16 protein-coding genes are annotated in these 23375 nt (G+C 62.1%); 6 read left to right on the top strand and 10 right to left on the bottom strand.

All coding sequences use genetic code 11. From position 1 onward, the window contains the following. The first annotated feature begins 75 nt into the window (after positions 1–75). The 3 genes from KUG85_RS10685 (at position 76) to KUG85_RS10675 (ending at position 2515) form a co-directional block, all read left to right on the top strand. Positions 76–654 (top strand): hypothetical protein, encoded by a 579-nt coding sequence (locus KUG85_RS10685; protein ID WP_223005152.1) that lies wholly within the window; start codon positions 76–78, stop codon positions 652–654. Between the two features lie 72 nt (positions 655–726). Further along, complete coding sequence (locus KUG85_RS10680) at positions 727–1548, top strand: uracil-DNA glycosylase (protein WP_223005151.1); 822 nt, start codon at positions 727–729, stop codon at positions 1546–1548. Between the two features lie 259 nt (positions 1549–1807). Continuing rightward, positions 1808–2515 carry a hypothetical protein gene (locus KUG85_RS10675; protein ID WP_223005150.1) on the top strand — a complete coding sequence of 236 codons (708 nt, stop codon included), beginning with the start codon at positions 1808–1810 and terminating at the stop codon, positions 2513–2515. 147 nt (positions 2516–2662) lie between these two features. Here the strand turns inward: KUG85_RS10675 and KUG85_RS10670 are convergent, their stop codons facing one another. Then, positions 2663–3052, bottom strand: coding sequence for a hypothetical protein (locus tag KUG85_RS10670; RefSeq protein WP_007008444.1), 390 nt, complete (start codon positions 3050–3052; stop codon positions 2663–2665). Between the two features lie 138 nt (positions 3053–3190). On the opposite strand from KUG85_RS10670, the gene KUG85_RS10665 reads away from it, so the two are divergent. After that, the gene (locus tag KUG85_RS10665) at positions 3191–4009 is read left to right on the top strand and encodes a helix-turn-helix domain-containing protein (RefSeq protein ID WP_223005149.1); all 819 of its coding nucleotides are present in this window, start codon (positions 3191–3193) and stop codon (positions 4007–4009) included. Here KUG85_RS10665 and KUG85_RS10660 read toward each other — a convergent pair. Both KUG85_RS10660 and KUG85_RS10655 read right to left on the bottom strand, forming a co-directional pair. Next, entirely contained in the window at positions 4004–4957 is a 954-nt protein-coding gene (locus KUG85_RS10660; RefSeq protein WP_223005148.1) for a DMT family transporter, read from the bottom strand. The genes KUG85_RS10665 and KUG85_RS10660 overlap by 6 nt on opposite strands. Before the next feature lie 67 nt (positions 4958–5024). After that, the gene (locus KUG85_RS10655; protein WP_223005147.1) at positions 5025–7334 is read right to left on the bottom strand and encodes a xanthine dehydrogenase family protein molybdopterin-binding subunit; all 2310 of its coding nucleotides are present in this window, start codon (positions 7332–7334) and stop codon (positions 5025–5027) included. A 187-nt stretch (positions 7335–7521) separates the two neighbouring features. Here KUG85_RS10655 and pepN point away from each other — a divergent pair, with 187 nt between their 5' ends. Beyond that, positions 7522–10167 (top strand): aminopeptidase N, encoded by a 2646-nt coding sequence (gene pepN / locus KUG85_RS10650; protein WP_223005146.1) that lies wholly within the window; start codon positions 7522–7524, stop codon positions 10165–10167. 129 nt (positions 10168–10296) lie between these two features. Next, on the top strand, positions 10297–12633 hold the full coding sequence (locus KUG85_RS10645; RefSeq protein WP_065818388.1) for a PAS domain-containing sensor histidine kinase: 2337 nt from the start codon (positions 10297–10299) through the stop codon (positions 12631–12633). Position 12634: 1 nt separating this feature from the next. Here the strand turns inward: KUG85_RS10645 and KUG85_RS10640 are convergent, their stop codons facing one another. The 7 genes from KUG85_RS10640 to KUG85_RS10610 form a co-directional block, all read right to left on the bottom strand. Continuing rightward, a complete protein-coding gene (locus KUG85_RS10640) occupies positions 12635–15592 on the bottom strand; it encodes a bifunctional [glutamine synthetase] adenylyltransferase/[glutamine synthetase]-adenylyl-L-tyrosine phosphorylase (RefSeq protein ID WP_223005145.1) in 2958 nt (985 codons plus the stop codon). 45 nt (positions 15593–15637) lie between these two features. Further along, entirely contained in the window at positions 15638–17098 is a 1461-nt protein-coding gene (locus KUG85_RS10635; protein ID WP_065818390.1) for a sensor histidine kinase, read from the bottom strand. Further along, positions 17098–17769, bottom strand: coding sequence for a response regulator transcription factor (locus tag KUG85_RS10630; protein ID WP_007008437.1), 672 nt, complete (start codon positions 17767–17769; stop codon positions 17098–17100). Before KUG85_RS10630 ends, KUG85_RS10635 begins: the two co-directional genes overlap by 1 nt. A 107-nt stretch (positions 17770–17876) precedes the next feature. Further along, positions 17877–19415, bottom strand: coding sequence for a DegQ family serine endoprotease (locus KUG85_RS10625; RefSeq protein WP_025029949.1), 1539 nt, complete (start codon positions 19413–19415; stop codon positions 17877–17879). A gap of 130 nt (positions 19416–19545) precedes the next feature. Then, the gene (locus tag KUG85_RS10620; RefSeq protein ID WP_223005144.1) at positions 19546–20790 is read right to left on the bottom strand and encodes a bifunctional alpha/beta hydrolase/OsmC family protein; all 1245 of its coding nucleotides are present in this window, start codon (positions 20788–20790) and stop codon (positions 19546–19548) included. Between the two features lie 97 nt (positions 20791–20887). Beyond that, a complete protein-coding gene (locus KUG85_RS10615) occupies positions 20888–21364 on the bottom strand; it encodes a cytochrome c-type biogenesis protein (protein WP_065818392.1) in 477 nt (158 codons plus the stop codon). After that, a complete protein-coding gene (locus KUG85_RS10610) occupies positions 21361–23358 on the bottom strand; it encodes a heme lyase CcmF/NrfE family subunit (RefSeq protein ID WP_223005143.1) in 1998 nt (665 codons plus the stop codon). The genes KUG85_RS10615 and KUG85_RS10610 overlap by 4 nt, the downstream gene beginning before the upstream one ends. Positions 23359–23375 lie beyond the last annotated feature (17 nt).

The raw sequence follows: 23375 nt of genomic DNA, 5'->3' as shown, positions 1-23375 counted from the left end.
GCTTTCCCGTTTCTCCAGAACACGAAACGGCGGTATACTGGGGTCAGGAAGGGAGGTGACGTCCTGCCCCGTGCCATGTCCATAGCAGCAGTCCTCCTGCCTGCAGCCCTTCTGGGCGCAGGGCCGGGAGACGACGGACGCTGGCAGGCTGGACAATATTCCTTTTCCGATGAGCTTGGCGGGTTCCGCATCCAGGCGGTTTCGGGGACAGGCTCGCGCAGCGATCCCGTGCTCCTGAGGCAGGAGCTTTACACGGCCTCTGCCGTGGTGCTGGTTATCCGCACCACCGGGGCGGTTCCGCGTTACGCCTATGACGAACGGGCCGGCGCCGGCTACCTGTTCATCGAAATCGAGACGCTCAATGCAAGCAACCTGCCCTGGGTAGAGTTTGAGTTTGAACTGCAGGAACTGCGCGGCATCTCGAGCGTCTACGGGGACGGCCTCTCTTTCGATCAAAGGAACGTCGGCTCCACCCAGATCGGCTCCAGCGCCTTTGCCACCCACGACCGTAAATTCGAGCCCTATGACCGGCTTCTGTTTCAGTCAGGCACGGTCGATGCGGGCCATTCGGTGACATTTCGGCTCCTGATCACCGACCTGACGCCGAAGCCGGTGTTTTATCTGGTGCAGGACCCGCGCATTCCCGCTTCCTGAACTTGCAACCGCGGGCAAAGAAAGAGAAAGTGCCTCTTTCAACATATGCCGACAATCAGGATTTCGGACGCGATGGATTCCGCTGGACTAAGGGAGCTGCTGACCTTCTACGCCGATGCCGGCGTGGATGAGCCCCTTCTGGAGGAAGCGGCGGACCGGTTCGAGGAAACACGCACAGAAGCCGAGAAAAGGGCTGCCCAGCGCCAGCCTGTACAGCAGAAGGCGATTGCGGCCCCGCAGGCCCGGCCAGCCGCTCCCGCTGCAGCCAGAGCAGCGATTCCGGACGATGCGCAGGCCGCACGGGCGCGCGAGATAGCGAAAAGCGCCGAAAGCCTGGAGGTTCTGCGCGAGCAGCTTTCCGCCTTTGACGGCTGCAACCTGAAGACAACGGCAAAAAACACCGTTTTTGCCGATGGCAACCCGCAGGCCGGCGTGATGTTCGTCGGCGAAGCGCCGGGCCGCGACGAGGATATTCAGGGCCTGCCCTTCGTCGGCCGCTCCGGCAAGCTGCTCGACCGGATGCTGGCGTCGATCGGGCTCGACCGCTCGTCCGTCTATATCTCCAACGTGATCCCGTGGCGGCCGCCGGGGAACCGGGACCCCTCCCCTCTGGAGACGGAAATCTGTCGCCCGTTCATCGAACGGCACATCGAGCTTGTTTCACCCAAAATTCTCGTGACGCTCGGGAACCCTTCTACCAAGCTACTCCTGAATACGCAGACCGGCATCATGCGGATGCGTGGCAACTGGGCCGTGCACAGGACCCCGTCAGGCCTCGAAGTCCCAACGATGCCGACGCTGCACCCGGCCTATCTCCTGCGCAACCCGGCACACAAGAAGCTCGCCTGGCATGATTTCCTGGCCATCAAACTCAAGCTGGAAGAAGCAGTCTGAGACTCCAAGTGGACACGAATTAAGGCCGCATTAACGCTGTTGGCGCAAAGTGGCGCATCTCAACAACGTCCCGGAGTCGAGCATGTTTGTTCGCGTCAGTTCCGGGGGGCGCCTGATTTTTCTGTTACCTTTCCTCATTTTTGGACCAAGAGCCGCGGTCGGCGCTGATCTGGTGATCGGCGGTCCGCCTGTGCCACCCAGCGTGGAAAACGCACCCTTGCTGCTCAAATTCGGACCGCGGTTTTCCGGCTTCATTGAAGTGAACTCTGCCCTGGGTAAGGCGAGCCTGGATGAAGATTCTGGCAAAAGCAGCGGCTGGGCACTACGCGGAGCGGTCAACCTGCCAGTCAGGGAGCGCTGGAATGTCCAGCTCGACGGCCAGTTCGCAAAACTAAAGTTCGAAGACCTTTCCGACCAGACCATGGATTTCGGAGCGCATGCCTATTATCGTAGGGAAGACCGGTACGCAGTCGGTCTCTACGCACAATATGAGCGGCTATCCGCCGCGACCCTGTCACTTGGGCCCATGGAAACGTCAGCCGGGCTGGAAGGTGCGGTTTTTCTCAGCCAGTCGACGGTTCTGGGCCAGGTGGGCCTGGGCAAGGGACGTCTGGAAGAGCAGGATGCGTCCAAGCTCAACGGCCTTATCGGCGCACGCTATTATCACACAGACAATCTGCGTTTCGATCTGGATGCCGGATTTGAGCAATTGCTGAGCGACGATGCGGCGCTGAAGACCTACTCCGTGTCTACGGCCGCCAACTATCGGCTCTCGAACAGACCAATCACTGCCTTTGGCGGATATCGCTACCGTTCCTCCTCGCTGACATCGGGCGAAACCCATAGCGAGGATATGACGTCTCACGGCATCGTGGCAGGGTTTCGCTATCATTTCGGCTCCACCAGCCTGAAAGACGAAGAGCGCAACGGCCCGCTCTGGACCGCCGCGCCATATCTCGATTATTGAAAAATGAAGGCCGGGCCGCGCGGTTGCGCGGTCCCGGCCCCTCTTACAGCGCCGCGCGTCTTATAAGACGCGCAAAGGACGCTGTAACACTTTCAAATGATGCATGTTCGTTGTCTTTCAAATGAATTCATTTGAAAGCGACATGCATTAGTTTTGCGCAGCGCGCAGAGCTGCCAGCTGAAGCAGAGCGAACACCGCGACCGCAACGGCCTGAACGCAAACGAACGCTATGCCAAGCGGATTGGGGGCGACCCAGCCGCTTGCGAGCAGGGCGAAGCTTGCAACAACCCAGACGGCGTTGAGCAGAACAATGTCGATCAGCACAAGACGCGGTGTTTTCGCACGCGCTGCAATCACCAGCAGCATCGTCACGAACGGCACCAGCACGACGCCGGCCCAGAACAGAAGCGCTTCAGGCAGGGCGAGAAGACGCGACAGCGGGCCGGCCGCGACAACAAGGAGCAGCGCGGCACCACCACTCATGGCAGCGTCGAACCGGAGCGTTTTCCTCAGTGTGGGTGTAAGAGCGAGTGACATGTTCTTTTCCTTCCTGCAAAGGGTTTGTGGCGAGCCTGCTACGGCGTTGACGCAATGAAGCCTGTCGGATGAACCGCCGCCTGGCGATTACGTGAGAGGTAATGGAAATGTGCGGCGGACAGCTTTAGGGTCTCCGCCATGGAGATCGAAAACACCATCGCATCGAAAAACAATGCCGGTTCCCTGCTCAAAGAATGGCGCGAAAGACGGCGCATGAGCCAGCTTCACCTGGCGCTCGAAGCCGGCATCTCGCAACGCCATCTGAGCTTCGTGGAAAGCGGGCGATCCAACCCGTCGCGCGACATGGTTCTGCTTTTGTCGGAAAGCCTGTCCGTGCCGCTTCGGCAACGCAACCGCATACTGCTGGCCGCAGGCTATGCGCCGGGCTTTTCCGAGCGGGACCTGCATGACCCGACACTGAAGCCGGCGATGGACGCGGTGCAGACCGTGCTCGACGGCCATGCGCCCAACCCCGCCATCGCCATCGACCGCCACTGGACAATGATCGCCGCGAACGGGGCCATCGCGCCGCTGCTCAGGGGCGTAACGAACGCGGAGCTCCTGAAGCCCCCCGTGAACGTGCTGCGCCTCAGTCTGCACCCCGAGGGCCTTGCGCCCAGCATCGTCAATCTCGCTCCCTGGCGGGCGCATGTTCTGGAAAGGCTGCGCCAGCTCATCGACCAGACCGCCGATCCGCAACTGGCATCTCTGGAGAAGGAACTCGCGGCCTATCCCATCAAAAAGAACGGGCCGGAGGCGCGGCCCCGCGCGGCAGACATGATAGCTGTTCCGCTGCGTCTGCGTCTGGGTGAAACCGAACTGTCCTTCATCACCACAACGACCGTTTTCGGCACACCGCTGGACGTGACTCTGTCGGAACTCGCCATCGAAAGCTTTTTCCCGACCGACGCTGCAACCGCTACCTTTCTGCGGCGACTGCACGATGGCGCCTCATGAGGCCGGCGGCACGAAACGACGGGCTGCCACGCGCTTGAGGCCGAGCCGGCGCTCGCGCCAGATGATGAAGAGCCCTGCCCCGATGACAATCATACCGCCCACCAGCGTGTAGAGGGTCGGCACATCACCGAAGGCGAAATAGCCGATGACGATGGCCAGAAGCATGGACGTGTATTCAAACGGCGCGATGGTCGAGAGTTCCGCGTGACGGTAGCACTCTGTCATGAGAATCTGCGCCACACCCCCGCACACACCAGCCCCCGCCAGAGCGAGATATTGCTCACGCGAGAGATCGGCCCAGCCGAAGGGAATGGTAAACAGGGAGAGCACGGTGGCCGTGACCGAGAACCACAGGACGATGGTGGCGGTCTTCTCCGTCTGCACGAGGCGGCGCACGAGGAGCATGGCGACCGCCGAGCCCGTCGCCCCGCACAGGGCTGCGATGACACCCACCGCCTGAGCGGCTTCAAGGCCGGCATCGCCGGTAAGCAGAGTGAGTTTGGGCCAGGCGATGATGATAACGCCAACAAAACCGACGGCGACGGCGCTCCAGCGGTAGATGCGCACGACCTCGCCCATGAAGATTGCCGAAAGCACCACAACGATGAGCGGTTGCGCATAGTTGAGCGTGATTGCATCGGGCAGCGGCAGGCGCGTCAACGCGAAGAAGCCGAGCCCCATGGCCGTTACACCGACAAGGCCGCGCATGATGTGACTGACGGGGTGCGTGGTGCGAAAGGCCGTTGCCAGTTCCCGACGCCAGGCGAGCATGGCGATGATCGGGAATATGGCAAAGAAGGAGCGGAAGAAGACGATCTGGCCGGACGGCACGATCCCCGCCGATTTGATCAGCGAGGACATCATGACGAACACGGAGACCGAAATGACCTTCAGCGCGATGCCCATCAATGGCTGGCGTTCAGCGCCGACTTCGGTCACAGCGGGCATGATCTGGTTTCCTATAAGGCCGGTAAGGACGCAGGACAGTGCATCGAATTGATCGAGCGTGGCTGCATCACGCCGCGTCCCTGGCCTGCCGGATCGTCTCCCACACACGCGATGGCGTGGTGGGCATGTCGATGTGGGCAATGCCATAGGCACGGTAGAGCGCATCCGTCACCGCGTTGAGAACCGCCGGCGTGGCGCCGATCGTGCCGGCCTCGCCTGCCCCCTTTATGCCCATCGCGTTGGTGGTCGAGGGCACGTTGCGGGTCTCGAAATGAATGAAGGGAAGATCGTCGGCACGCGGCATGGCATAATCCATGAAGCTCGCTGTAACGAGCTGGCCATCCTCCGAATATACCGTGTCTTCCGTTAGCGCCTGCCCGAGGCCCTGCGCAACACCGCCATGGACCTGCCCGGCAAGCAGGATCGGGTTTACGGTAGCGCCGAAATCGTCGACGATCCAATAAGCAATGACTTGCGTGCGGCCGGTTTCCGGGTCGATCTCGACTTCGCAGATATGCGTGCCGTTGGGATAGGTCGCCTCTTCCTGCACGAACTCGCCGAAGCCTTCCAAATCCTCAGGCGCTTTTGCGGCCCTGGCGATGGCTGCAAAATCGACCGCGCGGTCCGTGCCGACAATGCGCGCGGCGCCGCCGGAGAGTTCGATGTCATCGACGGACGCTTCCAGTTCGTCTGCCGCCAGCCTGCGGATTTTCTCGGCGAGGTCTTCGCCGGCCCGCGCGGCCGAGACGCCGCCCAGCGGAATGGAGCGCGACCCGCCCGTGCCACCACCGGATGCCAGCTCGTCCGTATCGCCCTGGCGCACGGTGATCCGGTCTATGTCGATATTGAGTTTGTCGGCCACGAATTGCGCATAGGCGGTGGCGTGTCCCTGGCCGTTGGACTGGGTGCCGATCAGAAGCGTGACGGTGCCATCGTCGTTCAGCCGCACATGGGCAGGCTCCGAACCGGCAAAGGCGCAGGCTTCAATATAGGTGGCCATGCCGATGCCGCGCAGTTTGCCGTTGCGCCGCGATTCCTCAAGCCGCTCTTCGAACGTGGCCCAGCCGGCGTTCTCCATGCATTTGTTCATGTGCGCCTCGAACTCGCCGACGTCGTAAAGGCGGCCAGTCTGGGTACGATAGGGAAACTGCTCGGGCCTGATGAAGTTACGGCGGCGGATTTCGTCACGCCCGATGCCAAGATCGCGCGCACAGGCATCCACCAGCTTTTCAAGCAGGAATGCAGCCTCCGGGCGGCCCGCCCCGCGATAGGCATCCACCGGGCAGGTGTTGGTGTAGACGCCGTTGATCGTCACATCGAGCGCCTGAATGTCATAGACGCCGGTCGACATGGAGACGCCTACAAACGGGATGAAGGGACCATATTGCGAGATATAGGCGCCCATATTGGCCGTAAGATCGACCCGCAGGCCAAGGAAACGCCCTTCCCTGTCCATTGCCATTTCGGCAGTCACGACGTTGTCTCGCCCCTGCGCATCGGTCATGAAATGCTCATTGCGGTCGCCGGTCCATTTGACCGGGCGGCCAAGCCGTTTCGCCGCCTCCATGACCATGGCGTATTCACGGTAGACGAAGGTTTTCGGGCCAAAACCGCCACCGACATCCGGCGTGATCACGCGCAGGTTTTCCGGCTCGATGCCGAAGGTTTTGCACAGAATGCCGCGCATGGAATGAACGCCCTGCGAACCGGTGGTCAGCACGTAGCGGTTTTCGTCGTCGCGCCACTCGGCAAGTGCCGCGCGCGGCTCCATATAGTTGCAGACGAGACGGTTGTTCACGAATTCAATGCGGGTGACGTGGTCGGCCCTAGCGAACGCCGCGTCCGCTTTCTCCCTGTCGCCCACATGGTAAAGAAAGGCGCGGTTCGAGCCGAGCTCCGGCCAGACCAGCGGAGCATCCTCGGAAAGGGCAGCGGCGGTCGAGGCTATGGCTTCCTCATCGTCGAAATCGATTTCGATCAGTTCGGCTGCGTCCTGCGCCTGCGCGCGGCTTTCCGCCACCACCAGCGCCACCGCATCGCCCACATACTGCACGCGGTCACGACACAGGATAGGAATGTCGCGCGTGGGGGCGCGTGTTCCGTCGGGCTGTTTCTGCATGGCGCCGGAGCGCAGATCCTTCAGATGCGCCACATCGGCACCCGTGAGCACCAGATGGACACCCGGTGCTGCCCTTGCCTCCTCGACAGACGCGATGGTGAATGTGCCCTTGGCGACAGGCGAACGCACCACATAGAGATGCAGCGTGCCTTCGGGCAGGAAATCGTCCGTGTAGCGCCCACGGCCCGTAATGAATGCCGCATCTTCCTTGCGGCGCACGGAGGCACCCATCCCGAATTTCGGCGTCATCACAGTCATGCGGAATCCCTTCTGGCCAATCGCGAATTGGCCGATGTTCGGTGAGCTGGCTGGAAACAGTCGAGCGACATATGCTGTCTTAGTTTTGTCGAGCCTAATGATTGTGTAAAGAGCAACAATTCGATTTTGTTGGACCAGACAGCCCACAGATTGCCGGCCTGCGCCCGGGGCCCTAGAAAGAGTTGAGATGCGTACAGAAAGCGGCCAGATTTTTCGTCTCGAAGACTACCAGCCGAGCAACTATCTCATTCCGGAGGTAGTGCTGGATTTTCGGCTGAACGCCGAGGAAACGCTGGTAACGGCGAGGCTTCAGGTGGAACGCATCGCCCGCGCTCCTGCCGACGCTCCCCTGATTCTGGATGGCGACGGGCTGGTGCTGGAAGCCCTTGCGGTCAATGGCACCGAGGCAGAGCCTGCCGACTATGATGCCTCTCCCGACCAACTGACGATCAGCCGGCTGCCGGCCTCGCGCCGGTTCGAGCTGACCATCGTGACCCGGATCGCGCCATCGAAGAACACGACGCTGATGGGACTCTACGTTTCCAGTGGTGTTTTCTGCACCCAGTGCGAGGCCGAAGGCTTCCGCCGCATCACCTATTTCCTCGACCGGCCAGACATTCTGTCCGTCTATACCGTGCGCATGGAAGCGGATCGCAAAGACGCGCCGCTTCTCCTGTCGAACGGCAATCCGCTGGAAAGCGGTGATCTCGCCGACGGGCGTCATTTCGCCGTCTGGCACGACCCCTTCCCAAAACCCTCCTATCTGTTCGCTCTCGTGGCCGGCGATCTCGGGGTGGTTAAAGACCGCTTCACGACCGCTTCCGGGCGCGAAGTCGATCTCGGCATCTATGTCGAGCACGGGAAGGAAAAGCGGGCGGCCTATGCGATGGACGCGCTGAAGCGCTCGATGCGCTGGGACGAGGAACGTTTCGGGCGGGAATACGACCTCGACGTGTTCAACATCGTCGCCGTCTCGGACTTCAACATGGGCGCGATGGAGAACAAGGGGCTCAATGTCTTCAACGACAAGTATGTGCTCGCCGACGAGGACACGGCCACGGATGTCGATTTCGCCAATATCGAGGCGATCATCGCGCATGAATATTTCCACAATTGGACAGGCAACAGAATCACTTGCAGGGATTGGTTCCAGCTCTGCCTGAAGGAAGGTCTGACGGTTTTCCGCGATCATGAATTCTCCGCCAACGAGCGCTCGCGCGCCGTCAAGCGCATCGCCGAAGTGCGCGGCCTGCGCGCGCATCAGTTTCCCGAGGATCAGGGCCCGCTGGCCCATCCGGTGCGGCCGCGCCGCTACCGCGAGATCAACAATTTCTACACGGCGACCGTTTACGAGAAGGGCTCGGAAGTTGTCCGCATGCTGCGCACCATTCTGGGCGAGGACGCCTTCCGGGCCGGCATGGACCTCTATTTCGAGCGGCATGACGGGCAGGCGGTAACCATCGAGGATTTCGTAAAAGCCTTCGAGGACGCTTCCGGGCGGGACCTCAGCCAGTTCTCGCTCTGGTACCATCAGGCCGGCACGCCCAATGTGGCGCTTTCATCGCGCTATGACGGCAAGGAAAAAACGCTGACGGTGGATGTCGAGCAATCGGTGCCGCCCACGCCCTCCGAAAGCCGCAAACGCCTGATGCACATACCGCTCGCCTTCGGCCTCGTCGGGCCTGACGGGACAGACCTCGACTATCAGAGCGTGGAGGGGGCGAGCGTCGAGAACGGTGTGATCCACCTGCGCAAGCGCAGACACCAGATGGTGTTCAAGGGGGTAAAGGCGCGCCCCGTCCTCTCGATCAACCGGGGTTTTTCGGCCCCGGTGACCCTTTCGGTTGAAAGCCGGGCCGATGAACAGCTTTTCCTCGCCCGCCACGACAGCGACCCCTTCTCGCGCTGGCAGGCGCTGAACACGCTTCTGACGGATGCGCTGATTGCCGCGAGCAAAGCGGTGCGCGGCGGCAAAAAGCCGGTGTTTGAGGACGAACTCATCTCGGTGACCATCGACCTCGCTGCAGACGAAACGCTCGAAGAGGCTTTCCGCGCGCTGATCCTGAGCGTACCGGGCGAAGCCGATGTGGCACGCGAAATCGGCCGGGACATCGACCCGGATGCGATCCACACCGCACGCGGGGCGCTACTGATGGCCATTGCGCAGGCGGGAAGCCAGACTTTCCGCGCGCTTTACGAGCGTCTGCTCGACAATGCGCCGTTTTCTCCGGATGCGCGCAGCGCCGGCCGCCGTGCCCTGCGCAACACGCTGATCGAGTTTCTGGTGCTGGATTCTTCCAGTCCCGAGGCCGCCTACCGGCAGTTCGAGGACGCCGATAACATGACGGAGCGCGCGGGCGCGCTCACCGTTCTGGCGCAGCATTTCCACGACACCGACGTGGGACGGGCAGCGCTCGCGGCTTTCGAGAAGCGTTACCGTGACAACCCGCTGGTGCTCGACAAATGGTTCCAGATCCAGGCGATGATCCCATCGGCCGCGACGGTTTCCCTGCTTCGCAGCCTGATGGAGCATCCGCACTTCTCGCTTGCAAACCCGAACCGCGTGCGGGCGCTCGTGGGCACGTTCTCCATGGCGAACCAGACGGCGTTCCATAGCGCCGATGGCGAAGGCTATCGTCTCGTCGCTGAGACGGTCGCCGCGCTCGACAGTCACAATCCGCAGGTGGCAGCGCGCCTTGCCACCGCGTTCCGCTCCTGGCGGTCGCTTGAAAAGGGCCGGCGCGAGCACGCACGCAAGCTTCTTGCCGAGATGTCCAAGCGGACGGATCTCTCGCGCGATCTTGCCGACATTCTGGAACGAACGCTCGCCTGAGGGCGGGCGTTAATATCTTTTTTACCAAGACCACTGGACAAGGCGAATCACCTTTGATTCCTTATGGATGATTCGGCAGCAGGCGGAGCCGAATCACCGAGCTTAACGAGGAACGAGGGAGCCCGTCGGATGGCGAAGGCAGGGGGTTGGGCTTTGCCCCTGATTGCGGGCATGGCTGCCGGGCCACGAACCCGACGCGCAAGGCGCATGGGACTGGCAGGCAACGCCAAGATTATTGCAGCTCCGGCCTATGAACGTCTTCTGGCCATAGAGCCCTATCTGCGCCGTTCCATTCCCGTTCTGATCATCATCTTTCTTCTGGTGCTGGCGGCAGCACGGCTTCTCTCGCTCTTCACCTGGCGCGACGACATCGAACGCGACGCACGGACCATGCTCGCGCTGGCGGCGGATTCGCTGGCCGCAAGCGTGGCAATCGACACGACCGAGACCGAGCCGGCACAGAAGGCGCGCATGCTCATCGAAGAAGCGATGCGCCGCGCCGGATCGGAAGACGAACGCGTGCTCGCCATCACCGATGAACACTTTGACGTCCTGGCCACCTCGCCCAACGGACAGAACCTCATCGGTCGCTCGCTCGAAGACGTGTTGACGGGCGGCCAGCCGCTCTTCCTGTTCGGCGCACGTGCCGGAGTGATGAATGTGGAGATTGCCGGTGAGCAGTGGCTTGCGTCGCTTGTCCATGTTGCCGGTCAGGAGGGCGCTGCCGTCGCCCTCACCTCACGCGACGGTCTCTTTGCCGACTGGCGCCGCTCCGTTTCGATGAATGTTTCGCTGTTTGCCCTGACCGCGGGCATCCTGATGGTGATCCTCTACGCCTATTTCAGCCAGGCCGCGCGCGCCCAGGCTGCCGACCGAATTTACATGGAAGCACACCAGCGCATCGACATGGCCATGGTGCGCGGCAAATGCGGCCTCTGGGACTGGGACATGGTGCGCGGCAAGATGTTCTGGTCGCGCTCCATGTTCGAGATGCTTGGCTATGAGACGACCGACGAGATGCTTTCCTTCGGTGAGGTCGCGGCAATCATCCATCCCGAAGATGGCGATCTGTTCGACCTGGCCAACCGCATCATGGCGCGCGAGATCGATCATGTGGATCGCGTCTTCCGGATGAAACGCGCCGACGGTCAGTGGGTCTGGGTGCGTGCGCGGGCGCAGGTGGTAGACCCGAACGCGCCTGAGCTGCACCTGATCGGCATCGCCGTGGATGTGACCGAGCAGCGAACGCTTGTGCAGCAGACGGAAGCGGCCGACCAGCGGCTGCGCACGGCGATCGAGAGCATCGGCGAGTCCTTCGTGCTGTGGGACTATGCCGAGCGGCTCGTCATGTGCAACACCAAATACAAGCAGGATCTGGGCGTCGACCAGAGCATGATCGTCTCCGGCGCGCGGCGCCGCGACATCGAAGCGCTGGCACCGGCCTTCCGCTCAGAACGCAGACTGGCCGTGCCCTCGGGCAATGGCAACGGCGCCACCTATGAGAGGCAGCTTGCCGACGGACGCTGGCTGCAGGTGACGGAACTGAAAACGCGCGACGGCGGCACGGTCTCCGTCGGCACCGACATTACCCAGCTCAAGCAGCACCAGGGCAAGCTTGTCGACAGCGAGCGCCGCTTGATGGCGACCATTCACGATCTGAGCCTCGCGCGCCGCGCCGAGCAGGAGCGCACACGCGAACTCAGTGAGCTGAACCGCAAATACATGCGCGAGACCGAGCGTGCCGAGGCGGCAAACAGGGCAAAATCCGAGTTTCTTGCCAACATGTCGCACGAGCTGCGCACGCCGCTTAACGCGATTATCGGATTCTCGGAAGTGATGGAATCGGGCATGTTCGGGCCGCTCGGGTCGGAGCGCTACGAGGAATATGTGCGCGACATCTGTTCGAGTGGCTCCTACCTGCTCGGCGTCATCAACGACATTCTCGACATGTCGAAGATCGAAGCCGGCCAGTTCTCTGTCGATTGCGAGGAAATCGATCTGTGCCCGCTGATCCGCGAGACGGTGCGGGTGGTGGAGCTCCAGGCGGCGGAGAAATCGATCGCCATGAAGATGGACATCCCCGAGCGGATGCAGGTCTTCGCCGACCGCCGCGCAATCAAGCAGATCGTCATCAATCTGCTGTCCAACGCCGTCAAGTTCACCGGCGAAGGCGGGCATATATCGCTGCGCGCGCGCAAGGTCGGGCCGGCGGTCACGCTTACCATCGAGGATTCAGGCTGCGGCATCCCGCGGGATGCCCTGAAAAAGCTCGGCCGCCCCTTCGAACAAGTTCAGAACCAGTTTTCCAAAAACCACACGGGCTCCGGCCTTGGCCTTGCCATTTCCCGCTCGCTGGCGGAGCTGCATGGCGGCGTTCTGAAAATCCGCTCGACGGAAGGCGTCGGCACCATCGTATCGGTGCGCCTGCCTGCGGAAGAGCGCAAGAAGCCGGCCGTGGCCGCCTGAGTTAAACGACCGAGCCGACAAGTTCTTCGAACAGCCGCCGCACCCTGCCCGCCGTTTCTTCCACATGCGCTTGCAGAATGCCGAGTTCCGGCAGATCGGTCTGCCGCAGCATGAGGTCGGCGAAGCCGGGCGGCGCCTCGTCCGGATCAAAACCGCCTTCAAGGCAAAGCCGTGTGGTCTGCGTGAGCGTCATATAGAGGTGATGCGCATCGACGAGTTCCTGGCGCGCCTGAGGCGCGCAGAACGTCTCTGAAAGAGAGGACAGAACCTCACTGGTGGCAGTCGCTTCGCTTTCGGACGGGGTGTTTCCGGTCAGCACGGCCACCTGGGCGATGAATTCGAGGTCGATGAGGCCGCCTGGAACAAGCTTCAGATCCCAGACGTCGCGGGCAGGCTTCTCCTCTTCCAGTAGCCGACGCATCTCGGCGGCTTCGTTGCGGATCTTCTGCGTGTCCCGTTGCAGGGCCAGGATGTCGTGCACCTCCTTTTCGACACGCTCGATCAGCGCCCTGTCGCCGGCGAAGGCGCGCGCACGCGTGAGTGCCATGTGCTCCCAGGTCCAGGCATCGTTGCGCTGATAGCGCGCAAAAGCATCGATATGCGTGGCGACCGGCCCTTTGTTGCCCGAGGGGCGAAGGCGCAGGTCCAGCTCGTAGAGCACGCCCTCGGCGGTCGGCGCGGAGACGGCAGCAATCAGCCTCTGGGTCAGGCGCGCGTAATATTCCGAAGGCGCCAGCGCCTTTTGCCCGTCCGAATAGTCGGCATCCTCGTCGTGATCGTAAAGCAGGATCAGATCTATGTCGGAACCTGCCGTCAGCTCGCGGCTGCCGAGCTTTCCCATGCCCAGAATGGCGACGCGCCCGCCGGCGATGCGGCCGTGGCGCCCGGCGAAATTCTCAACCACTGCCTCGAGCGCGGACTCAACCGTGAGATCGGCCAGGTCCGAAAACGCCTTGCCGGCGCGCGCGGAATCGATGGCCCCGGTCAGAAGCCTGATACCGATCAGAAACTTCTGCTCGGCCGCAAAGATGCGCAGCCTGTCGAGTATCTCCTCGTAAATCTGCGCGCCAGCCAGAAAGGTCTCCAGCCGCTCGGAGAGATAGGCCCGGTCGGGGAGCTCGGACAGTAGCGCCGGATCGAGAAGTCCGTCGAACACGTGGGGCCGCCTGGTGATGATCGCGGCCAGGCGTGGCGCTGCGCCCATGATGCTCACCAGCATGTTGAGCAGGGCCGGATTGGACTGCAATAGCGAAAAAAGCTGAATGCCGGCCGGCAGTCCTGCCAGAAAGGCATCGAAGCGCAACAGCGCCTCATCGGCGCGCCGCGTGCTTCCAAAAGCCTCGAGAAGGGCCGGTGTCAGCTCGGTCAAACGCTCGCGCGCTTCTGCCGACTGCGTCGCGCGGTAGCGGCCATAATGCCAGCCGCGGATCACGCGGCACATGTCGCTTGGCCGCTCGAAGCCGAGTTCGCTCAGGGTTTCCAGCGTGCCCGGATCGTCCACATCGCCGGTAAAGACCAGATTGCCGACACCGCGCGAAAGCTGCGGTGCGGTCTCGAAGAGATCAGCATAGTGCTGTTCGACCAGGCGCAGGCTTTCACGGAAGGCTTCTGAAAACGCTTCTGCGTCGTCGAAGGCGAGCAGATGCGCGATGCGCTCCAGTTCATCGTCCTCTTCGGGAAGCGTGTGGGTCTGCTCGTCAGCCACCATCTGCAGGGCGTGCTCGACATCCCGCAGGAACCAGTACTGACGCGTCAGCGCCTCCTGCGCCTCCTCGTCAATCCAGCCGCAACGGGCGAGTTCCTTGAGCATGGTGACGGTGCGCCGACCGCGCAGTTCCGGGAAACGGCCGCCGGCGATCAGTTGCTGGGTCTGGACGAAAAACTCGATCTCGCGGATGCCGCCGCGCCCCAGCTTGACGTTGTGGCCGCGCACCGCCACAGCCCCATGTCCCTTGTGTGCATGGATCTGGCGCTTGATGGAATGGACATCGGCGATGGCCGCATAATCCAGGTATTTGCGCCACACATAGGGCTGCAGTTCTTTCAGGAAGCTTTCGCCGGCCACAAGGTCGCCGGCAATCGGGCGCGCCTTGATCATCGCCGCCCGTTCCCAGTTCTGGCCGCGGCTTTCGTAATAGTGAAGCGCCGCCTCGACGGGTATTGCCAGCGGGGTGGAGCCCGGATCGGGACGCAGCCGCAGGTCCGTGCGAAAGACATAGCCATGCTCTGTCCGGTCCTGAAGGATTCGAACGAGCCTGCGTGTCAGGCGGACAAAGAGATCGATGGCCTCATAGGCCTCGATGATGGCCGGCGCGTGCGGATCGACCAGCACGATCAGGTCGATATCGGAAGAGAAGTTCAGCTCATCGGCACCGAGCTTGCCCATGCCAAGCAGGATCCAGCCGCTGCCTTCTGCCGGTCTCGCTCGATCGGGGAGCTTCAGTTTGCCCGCGCGATCGGCATCGAGAAGCAAAAAATTGACGGAGGCGCGAATGCATTTGTCTGCAAGAAGGCTCAGCCGCTCGGTGGTTGTGGCCGTGTCCGCAACATCGGCAAGCCGGCAGAGCGCAATCAGGAAATGCGCCTCCGCCTTCAGATCGCGCAGCGCCTTCATCTGACCGCTTTCGGTCTGTTCCTCGGCAAAGGCACTCGCATCGATGCGCTCGAACAGCATTTTGAGCCGTTCGTCGGCCGACGCGTCGAACAGGGCTTCGAGAGCATGCGGGTTGCGGCGCGCACAATCGCGCAGGAATGGCGAAAGCTCGAACACCGCCGAGAGGAAACCCGTTAAACCGGTGTTGCTCCCGAGGAGGTCGCACAGGCGCGCGCATTGAGCATGCTCGGCAGCTTCACGGACCATCTCAAGCGCTTCGGCGGCCTCGTCGTCATCGACCGGCTTCAGGACAAGAACCGGTGCCCCAAACCAGAGGCTTCCATCAGCAACCGCATCACGCCCCATCAAGGCCCCCTCTCCGGTCAAGCATTTTCGCTCGCCCAGCCCCTCTCAGTCGGAGGCTTCACGCTTCCTGAAAACCGTTTCGACTTTCCGTTTCGGCGCTTCAGCGGGAAACACCATTGTCACGGCGAGACCGGGCTCATTGTCGGCGAATTCGAGACGTCCACCATGGAATGTCATGACAGCCTTGGCAAGGCTGAGCCCCAGACCGGACCCGGGCTGGGTACGGCTTTCCTCAAGGCGCACGAAGCGTTCCGTCACGCGGCGACGGTCCGCGTCGGGAACACCGGGACCGTTGTCGCGCACCGTTAGCCGAATTTCAGAGGCTGCGGTTTCCAGGGAGACCTGCACCGCCGGTGTCTCGCCAGAACCCGCGGAATACTTGATCGCGTTGTCAACGATGTTCGATAGCGCCTGTCCGATCAGTTCACGGTTGCCCTGCAGCGTGACGGCACCGTCAATCTCGGCCTCAAGCGCCACGCCCTGCTCCTCGGCGAGCGGCTCGTAGAGTTCCACCACATCGGCCAGAATGGCGCGCAGATCGATTGTCGACGTGGCTTCCGCGGAGTAACCCGCCTCGAGCCGCGAAATCATCAAAATGGCGTTGAACGTGCGTATGAGCTGGTCGGATTCGGCGATGGTGCGCTCCAGAGCAGCGCGGTAGTCCGCCGTTTTCTGCTTTCCGGCGAGCGCGGCTTCTGCCCTGTTGCGCAGGCGCGTCAACGGCGTCTTCAGATCATGGGCGATGTTGTCCGAGACCTCCCGCAACCCTTCATTCAGGGCCGCGATACGATCCAGCATCTTGTTCAGATTGTCGGAAAGCCGATCGAACTCGTCACCCGCTCCCGAAACGGGCAGCCGGCGGTTGAGATCGCCGCCCATGATGCTGCGGCTTGCCTCGGAGACGCGGTCGATGCGCTTCAGCGCGCGGCGGCCGACAAAATACCAGATCAGCAGGGCGCCTGCACACATGATGGCGAGCGTGACCACAAGGGCACGCTGCATCACGCTGCGGAATTTTTCCGGTTCACCGAGATCGCGCCCGACCATGACGATGATCTGGTTGGGCAGGCGAAAGACCACGGCCATCGCCTTGTGTTCCGCCTCACGCGCTCTTGGATCCAGACGCGCCTCGCCCTCGCCAAAACGGCTATAGGTGAAAGGCCGTTCGGTCCAGCCCATCACGTCGAGCACACCTGGCTGCAGGCTTTCCACATTGCCGGAAAGGATGCGGCCGTTGGCATCGGCCAGAAGATAGAGATTGGCGCCGGGCTGACGCGCGCGCGATTCGATCACCCGCACGAGAAACGGCAGGCCGCCGCGGCGATAGGCGCGGTCGAGGCCGCGCACCTCCTCGTTGATGGCCTCATGTGTCTGCCCGACCAGCATGCGGGCCGACAGAGATGTCATGTAAATGACGAGGAACGTGGCACAGACGGCGAAAAGGATGAGATAGAGCGCAGAAAGGCGCGCTGCCGTTGTGTTGAGGATCGAAAGGAGCCGCGTCATCAGTCCTTCAGCATGTAGCCGGCGCCACGCACCGTGTGAAGCAGCGGCTTCTCAAAGCCCTTTTCGATCTTGCCGCGCAGACGCGAGATGTGCACGTCGATGACATTGGTCTGCGGGTCGAAATGATAGTCCCAGACATTCTCCAGAAGCATGGTCCGGGTCACCACCTGCCCGGCATGGCGCATCATGTATTCGAGCAGTCGGAACTCGCGTGGCTGGAGAACGATTTCCTGTCCCGCGCGTCGCACCGTGTGCGACAGACGGTCCAGCTCCAGATCGCCGACATTGTAGACGGTTTCGACATCCTTGGTGCCGGCCCGCCGGCGCAGGACCTCGATGCGGGCGAGCAGTTCGGAGAAGGCGTATGGCTTGGTCAGATAGTCGTCGCCACCGGCACGCAGGCCGGTCACCCGGTCATCCACCTCTCCCAGTGCCGAGAGGATGAGCGCAGGCGTGTCGTTGCCGCCGTCACGCAGCTCGGCAATGATGGAAAGACCGTCGCGGCGCGGCAGCATGCGATCGATGACGAAGACGTCGTAGCTGCCGGTCTCGGCCATGGAAAAGCCGCTGTCGCCGTCGCGCGCGATGTCTGCCGTGTGGCCTGCCTCGGCAAAGGCGTTCCTGAGATAGTCCGCCGCTTCCCGGTCGTCCTCGATGACAAGAATCTTCATGCGGTCGTTATAACCCGTTCACAGATGAGACGTCTTCCTGAAAGGTCTGGATGACAACCGAACTCCCCCACAGCGACTGCGGAGGAGTCCAAGACCTGCCCGAGAGATCAGCCTTCCCCGGTCGGCAGGGCGACAAAGCGGCTGGCATCGTCGCGCTCGATCTGCACGAGCACGGCCTTGCGACCGGCTTTTACGGCAGCCGAGACGGCTTCCTCGACATCCTTGCCCGACTTCACCGCCTGCGAGTTGACGGTGCGGATAATGTCACCAGGGCGGATTCCGCGGTCATCTGCCGGGCTCCCGGGCTCCACATCCGTCACCACCAGACCATCGCCGTCTTCTGCTGGCGTCACCTTCAGGCCGAACTGGGCATCCATCGTGCTCGACTGCGAACCACCTCGCGCCGATGCCATCGTCTCCACGCCCGGCATTTCGGAGAGCGTCACCGTGACGTTTTCCGTCTCGCCATTGCGCCAGAGCGTGACGTCGACCTCATTGCCCGGCGCGAAGCCGGCGATCAGGCGGGCCAGTTCCTTCGGCGAAGCGACCGGCTTGTCCTCAACGGCGATGATGATGTCGCCGGAGCGGATGCCAGCCTTGGCGGCCGGTTCGCCTTCCTGCGCATCGGCGACCAGCGCGCCTTTCTCCTCATCGAGGCCAACGGATTCGGCGATGTCTTTGGACACCGGCTGAATCTGGACGCCAAGCCAGCCGCGTTCAACCGTACCGTCCTTGATCAGATCCCCGACAACCTCTTTGGCGACCGAGGCTGGAATCGCGAAGGCGATGCCGACATTGCCGCCGGAGGGCGAGAAGATCGCCGTATTGATGCCAACGACCTCACCGGTAAGGTTGAAGGCCGGGCCACCGGAGTTTCCGCGGTTAACGGCCGCATCGATCTGGATGAAATCGTCATACGGTCCGGCGCCGATATCGCGGCCACGGGCGGAGACGATGCCTGCCGTCACCGTGCCGCCGAGACCGAACGGATTGCCGACGGCAACCACCCAGTCACCGACACGCACCTTCTCGTCGTCTGCAAAATCGACATAGGTGAACTTGCGTTCCTCATCGACCTTCAGCACGGCAAGGTCCGTGCGCGGGTCGGTGCCGACCAGCTTTGCGTCGATCTCGGTACCGTCATCCATGACGACGGTGAAGTTGCTGCCGCCATCGACCACATGGTTGTTGGTGACGAGATAACCGTCTTCGGAAATGAAGAAGCCGGACCCCTGAGAAACCGGGCGGGGACGACGACGCTCGGACCGGCGATCCTGCTCAAATCCGCGATCGCCGCGGAACTCGCGGAAGAAGCGCTTGAGGGGATGCCCGTCCGGCAGTTCTTCAAAGCCCGGCATGTCGAAGAAGCCCGAGCCGCCAGGATTCGATGTCATTTTGACATCGGCTTTGACGCGCACGCTGACCACCGCAGGAGAAACCTTCTCGACGATATCGGCGAAGCTCGGAGCCTGAACCGGCTGGTCGAGCCGGACGGCTTCAGCCATGACCGGCGCCGTTCCGCTGGTAACGGCACCCAGGCCAATCGCCCCGGCAATGGCGACGGAAGCGATTGTCGCCATCAGGCGCCCGCGCTTCTTTGTGATGATACCCTTCTCCGGTGCCTTGTTATCCGCGTCCTGGTGCATGGTAACCTATCCTCTTGGAAAATCTCATTTCGGCGCGCAAACGCGTCTTAGGGTGATGAAATAGCGGTGCCTACATTACAACGCCATTTCCAGCCGATGAAATTTTCGTAATGTTCGGGCCCGCTTCGGGTCACTCCGCTCCGCTTTCCTCCCCGCGAACAGCGGTGTGGACATGCGCGACGCTCTCAAGCGTTCTGTGGACCGGACACTTGCCGGCAATTTCGATCAGTTTTTCCCGCAGCTCGGAGGATGCGGGTTTCTCCACTTCGATGACGCGTTCAAATCGGTCGATACGCCCCTGCGCCTTCGCCGCCTCGGAGCAGTCCGCACAATCCCTGGCGTGAACCTTGTCGTGCGAGACGTCGACGCTAATGCGCCCGAGATCCAGCTTTTTGCGATCGGCATAGAGGCGCAGCGTCATCGTGGTACAGGCGCCAAGGGCTATGGACAGAAAGTCATAGGGTGACGGCCCCGTGTCGAGCCCGCCGAAACTCTCCGGCTCATCGGCGAACAGGCGATGCCGGCCGGCCTGTACCGCATTCTGGAACTTGCCCTGCCCCGTTTCCATCACGCGCACATGCTCGACCGGCACCGTGCCCTGCGGTTCGTCGCCGGGAAGATAGCGCGAGAGCCAGCCACACATCGCACTTGCGGCAAAGGAGGCGTCCTCGGGGTCTGTCAACAGATGATCGCCCTGGTCCAGCGATATGAAGCTCTTGGGGTGTTTTGCCGCCAGAAATATCTGCGTGGCGTTGTCGATACCGACGATCTCGTCGAGCGGCGCATGCAGAAGGAGCAGCGGCTTGCGCATGCCGGCGACGGCATCCAGAAGACTGTGCGCCCGGACATCCTCGACAAACTGTCTCTGCACGCGAAACTGTCGACCGCCGAGCGAAACATCCGCTTCGCCTTCCTGCTGGATGCTCTCAAGCGAAGCACCCAGATTTTTCAGCACGTGCGCCGTGTCGGCAGGCGCTCCAATGGTTGCGACCGCCTTTACGGAGGACAAGCGCCCGGCAATGGCAAGAACCGCCGCACCGCCCAGAGAATGCCCGATCAGAACGGAGGGCGCTTCGTAATGCTCTTCAAGAAAGGTCGCCGCACTGAGCAGATCTTCGAGATTGGTGGAGAAATTGGTCGATGCGAATTCGCCCTCGCTGGACCCGAGGCCGGTAAAGTCGAAGCGCAACACGGCGATGCCGGCCCGCGCCAGTTCGGCAGCGATACGCCGTGCAGCGAGCAGATCCTTGGAGCACGTAAAGCAGTGAGCAAACAGTGCGTAGGCTCTGACCGGCCCGTTTGGCAGGTCGAGCCGCGCGGCGAGATCAGCGCCGGAGTGGCCCTTGAACGCAAGCTTCTGTGTTTTCGCCGTCATGGAGTCCCCTTTCGCACGTGCCCGGGCCTGCCAACAGGCAGGCCGGTTTCAGGCTAAGTGGGTGCGGACCCTTCGTACAGGCTTGCGAGGCGCAATTTCAGTCACGGTCGTTCAAAATCTGGTCAAGGCGCTCTTGCTCTTCTGCGCTCAGGCCAGAGACAGCCTCTCCTGTCTTCCTGCGCCGTGCGTTTGCGACAATCAACGCCCCTCCGAACAGCAAGAGTATGACAGGAGCTCCCCAGAGAAGGGCGTTGCGATAGCTGAAGCGCGGTTTCAGGAGGACGAATTCTCCATAGCGATCGACCACATAGGCGATAACCTCTTCGTCGCTGTCGCCCGCCTCCAGGCGGTCGCGCACCAGAACCCTGAGATCACGTGCTAGTTCCGCATCGGAATCGTCGATCGACTGGTTCTGGCAGACCATACACCGCAACTCGGCAGAAAGGTCGCGCGCGCGCGCCTCGAGCGCCGGATCGTCCAGCACTTCGTCGGGTTGCACGGCAAACGCGGACTGAAGCGCCAAAAACACAAGCCCGCAGACTGCGAAGAACGCGCCGGAAATCAACCGCCTCATGACGCCCTGCCCTCTGCAGCCGGTTTTCTGCCCGGTATTCTGCGTGGCATCGGCGCTCCAATCCGCAGCCGGCGGTCAAGCAGCGACACCGTCCCACCAATCATCATGACCAGCGCCCCCAGCCAGATCAGCGTGACCATCGGCTTCCACCAGATTCGCACCACGATCTTGCCGTTCGGGGTCTGGTCGCCGAGGGAAACGTAGAGCTGGCTCAGGCCAAGTGTGCGAATGCCAGCTTCGGTGGTGGGCATCTGACGCGCGGTGTAAAGACGCTTGGAAGACACCACCTCGCCGAGCGGCTTCCCGGTCACACGGGTCAGGATGAACGTTGCCTGATCTTCCGTGTAATTCGGTCCGGTGACGGGGCGCAGGCTGTCGAACCGTAGATTGTATCCCTGTATCTCCACCGTTTCGCCCGGCTGCATTGCCGCGATCTGCTCGGTTTCCAGCGTGGTTACGGAGATGATTCCGATTGTCGTGAGCCCGATGCCGGCATGGGCAAGCGCTGTCCCGAACACCGAGCGCGGCAACCCCCTGAAACGACTGAACGCCACGGACGGCGCTGCCTTGCCGAGCCCGGATTTGATCACGAGGTCGGTCAGCGCGCCGAGCACCAGCCAGACGCCCAGCCCGATGCCGAGTGCCGCCATAACGGAGGCGCGGTCAATCATCAGGACGACGAGAAGCGCAACAGCCAGGGCGCTGCCAAATGCCCCGAACAGGCGTTGCGAAACGCCCCATAAATCACCGCGCTTCCAGGCAAGGAGGGGCCCGAAAGGCACAATCATCAGCAAAGGAAGAATGAGCGGGCCAAAGGTGAGATTGAAGAAGGGCGGGCCGACCGAAATCTTGTCGCCCGTCACGGCTTCAACCAGAAGCGGATAAAGCGTGCCGATCAGCACGGTGGCGGTCGCCGTCGTCAGGATGAGGTTGTTGAGGACAAGCGCGCCCTCGCGCGAAACCGGCTGGAAAAGGCCGCCCGGCGTCAGGGTTGCCGCCCTCCAGGCAAAGAGCGCCAGCGACCCGCCGATGAACAGGATGAGAATGCACAGAATAAAGACACCGCGTGCCGGATCGGTAGCGAAAGCATGGACGGACGTCAGGACACCTGAGCGAACCAGGAACGTTCCGAGCAGCGACAGCGAAAATGTCAGGATTGCGAGCAGGACGGTCCAGATTTTCAGCGCCGAGCGCTTTTCCATCACCAGCGCCGAGTGCAGCAGCGCCGTTCCCCCCAGCCACGGCAGCAGGGAAGCATTCTCGACCGGGTCCCAGAACCAGAACCCGCCCCAGCCAAGCTCGTAATAGGCCCAGTAAGAGCCCATTGCGATGCCTCCTGTCAGAAACATCCAGGCCGCCAGCGTCCAGGGCCGCACCCAGCGCGCCCAGGCCGCATCCAGCCGGCCCTCGATCAGGGCCGCAATGGCAAAGGAAAAGGCAACGGAGAACCCGACATAGCCAAGATAAAGAAGGGGCGGATGAACGGCGAGCCCGATGTCCTGGAGAATGGGGTTCAGATCACGCCCCTCCATCGGCGCCGGGTCGAGGCGCGCAAACGGATTGGAGGTCGCCAGAATGAATATGATGAACGCGCAGCTGATCGCCCCCTGCACCCCCAGCACATTGGCACGCAGCGACAGGGGCAGGTTGCGCCCGAAAACCGCCACCAGTGCACCGAAGAAGACAAGGATCAGAACCCACAGGAGCATTGAGCCCTCGTGGTTCCCCCATGTGCCGGTGATCTTGTAGAGAAGCGGCTTGGCCGAATGCGAATTCTCCCAGACGTTCAAGACGGAGAAATCCGACTGGATATAGGCCGAGGTCAGCGCCATGAAGGACAGCGCCACCAGCATGAAGTTGGTCAGAGCGGCCGGTTCGCCCACGCGCATCAGCGTGTCGTTTTTGAGTTGCGCTCCAATGATCGGCACCGTCATCTGAACCAGCGCCAGCGCAAAAGCCAGGACAAGGGCGAAGTGACCGAGTTCGATGCTCATTCTCTCATGCGCTCCAA

Origin of the sequence: Nitratireductor rhodophyticola, assembly GCF_019891355.1 — a bacterium.
In the GTDB taxonomy this organism is placed as follows: Bacteria; Pseudomonadota; Alphaproteobacteria; order Rhizobiales; family Rhizobiaceae; genus Nitratireductor; species Nitratireductor rhodophyticola.
This window is presented reverse-complemented; position numbering and strand designations above follow the sequence as displayed.

Bases quoted from the DNA above. Each gene is read 5' to 3' on its own strand.
- KUG85_RS10620 (WP_223005144.1), bottom strand. From the start codon at position 20,790: ATGACGGCGAAAACACAGAAGCTTGCGTTCAAGGGCCACTCCGGCGCT.
- pepN (WP_223005146.1), top strand. From the start codon at position 7,522: ATGCGTACAGAAAGCGGCCAGATTTTTCGTCTCGAAGACTACCAGCCG.
- KUG85_RS10625 (WP_025029949.1), bottom strand. From the start codon at position 19,415: ATGCACCAGGACGCGGATAACAAGGCACCGGAGAAGGGTATCATCACA.
- KUG85_RS10655 (WP_223005147.1), bottom strand. From the start codon at position 7,334: ATGACTGTGATGACGCCGAAATTCGGGATGGGTGCCTCCGTGCGCCGC.
- KUG85_RS10630 (WP_007008437.1), bottom strand. From the start codon at position 17,769: ATGAAGATTCTTGTCATCGAGGACGACCGGGAAGCGGCGGACTATCTC.
- KUG85_RS10645 (WP_065818388.1), top strand. From the start codon at position 10,297: ATGGCGAAGGCAGGGGGTTGGGCTTTGCCCCTGATTGCGGGCATGGCT.
- KUG85_RS10635 (WP_065818390.1), bottom strand. From the start codon at position 17,098: ATGACGCGGCTCCTTTCGATCCTCAACACAACGGCAGCGCGCCTTTCT.
- KUG85_RS10640 (WP_223005145.1), bottom strand. From the start codon at position 15,592: ATGGGGCGTGATGCGGTTGCTGATGGAAGCCTCTGGTTTGGGGCACCG.
- KUG85_RS10610 (WP_223005143.1), bottom strand. From the start codon at position 23,358: ATGAGCATCGAACTCGGTCACTTCGCCCTTGTCCTGGCTTTTGCGCTG.
- KUG85_RS10665 (WP_223005149.1), top strand. From the start codon at position 3,191: ATGGAGATCGAAAACACCATCGCATCGAAAAACAATGCCGGTTCCCTG.
- KUG85_RS10615 (WP_065818392.1), bottom strand. From the start codon at position 21,364: ATGAGGCGGTTGATTTCCGGCGCGTTCTTCGCAGTCTGCGGGCTTGTG.
- KUG85_RS10680 (WP_223005151.1), top strand. From the start codon at position 727: ATGGATTCCGCTGGACTAAGGGAGCTGCTGACCTTCTACGCCGATGCC.
- KUG85_RS10660 (WP_223005148.1), bottom strand. From the start codon at position 4,957: ATGCCCGCTGTGACCGAAGTCGGCGCTGAACGCCAGCCATTGATGGGC.
- KUG85_RS10670 (WP_007008444.1), bottom strand. From the start codon at position 3,052: ATGTCACTCGCTCTTACACCCACACTGAGGAAAACGCTCCGGTTCGAC.
- KUG85_RS10685 (WP_223005152.1), top strand. From the start codon at position 76: ATGTCCATAGCAGCAGTCCTCCTGCCTGCAGCCCTTCTGGGCGCAGGG.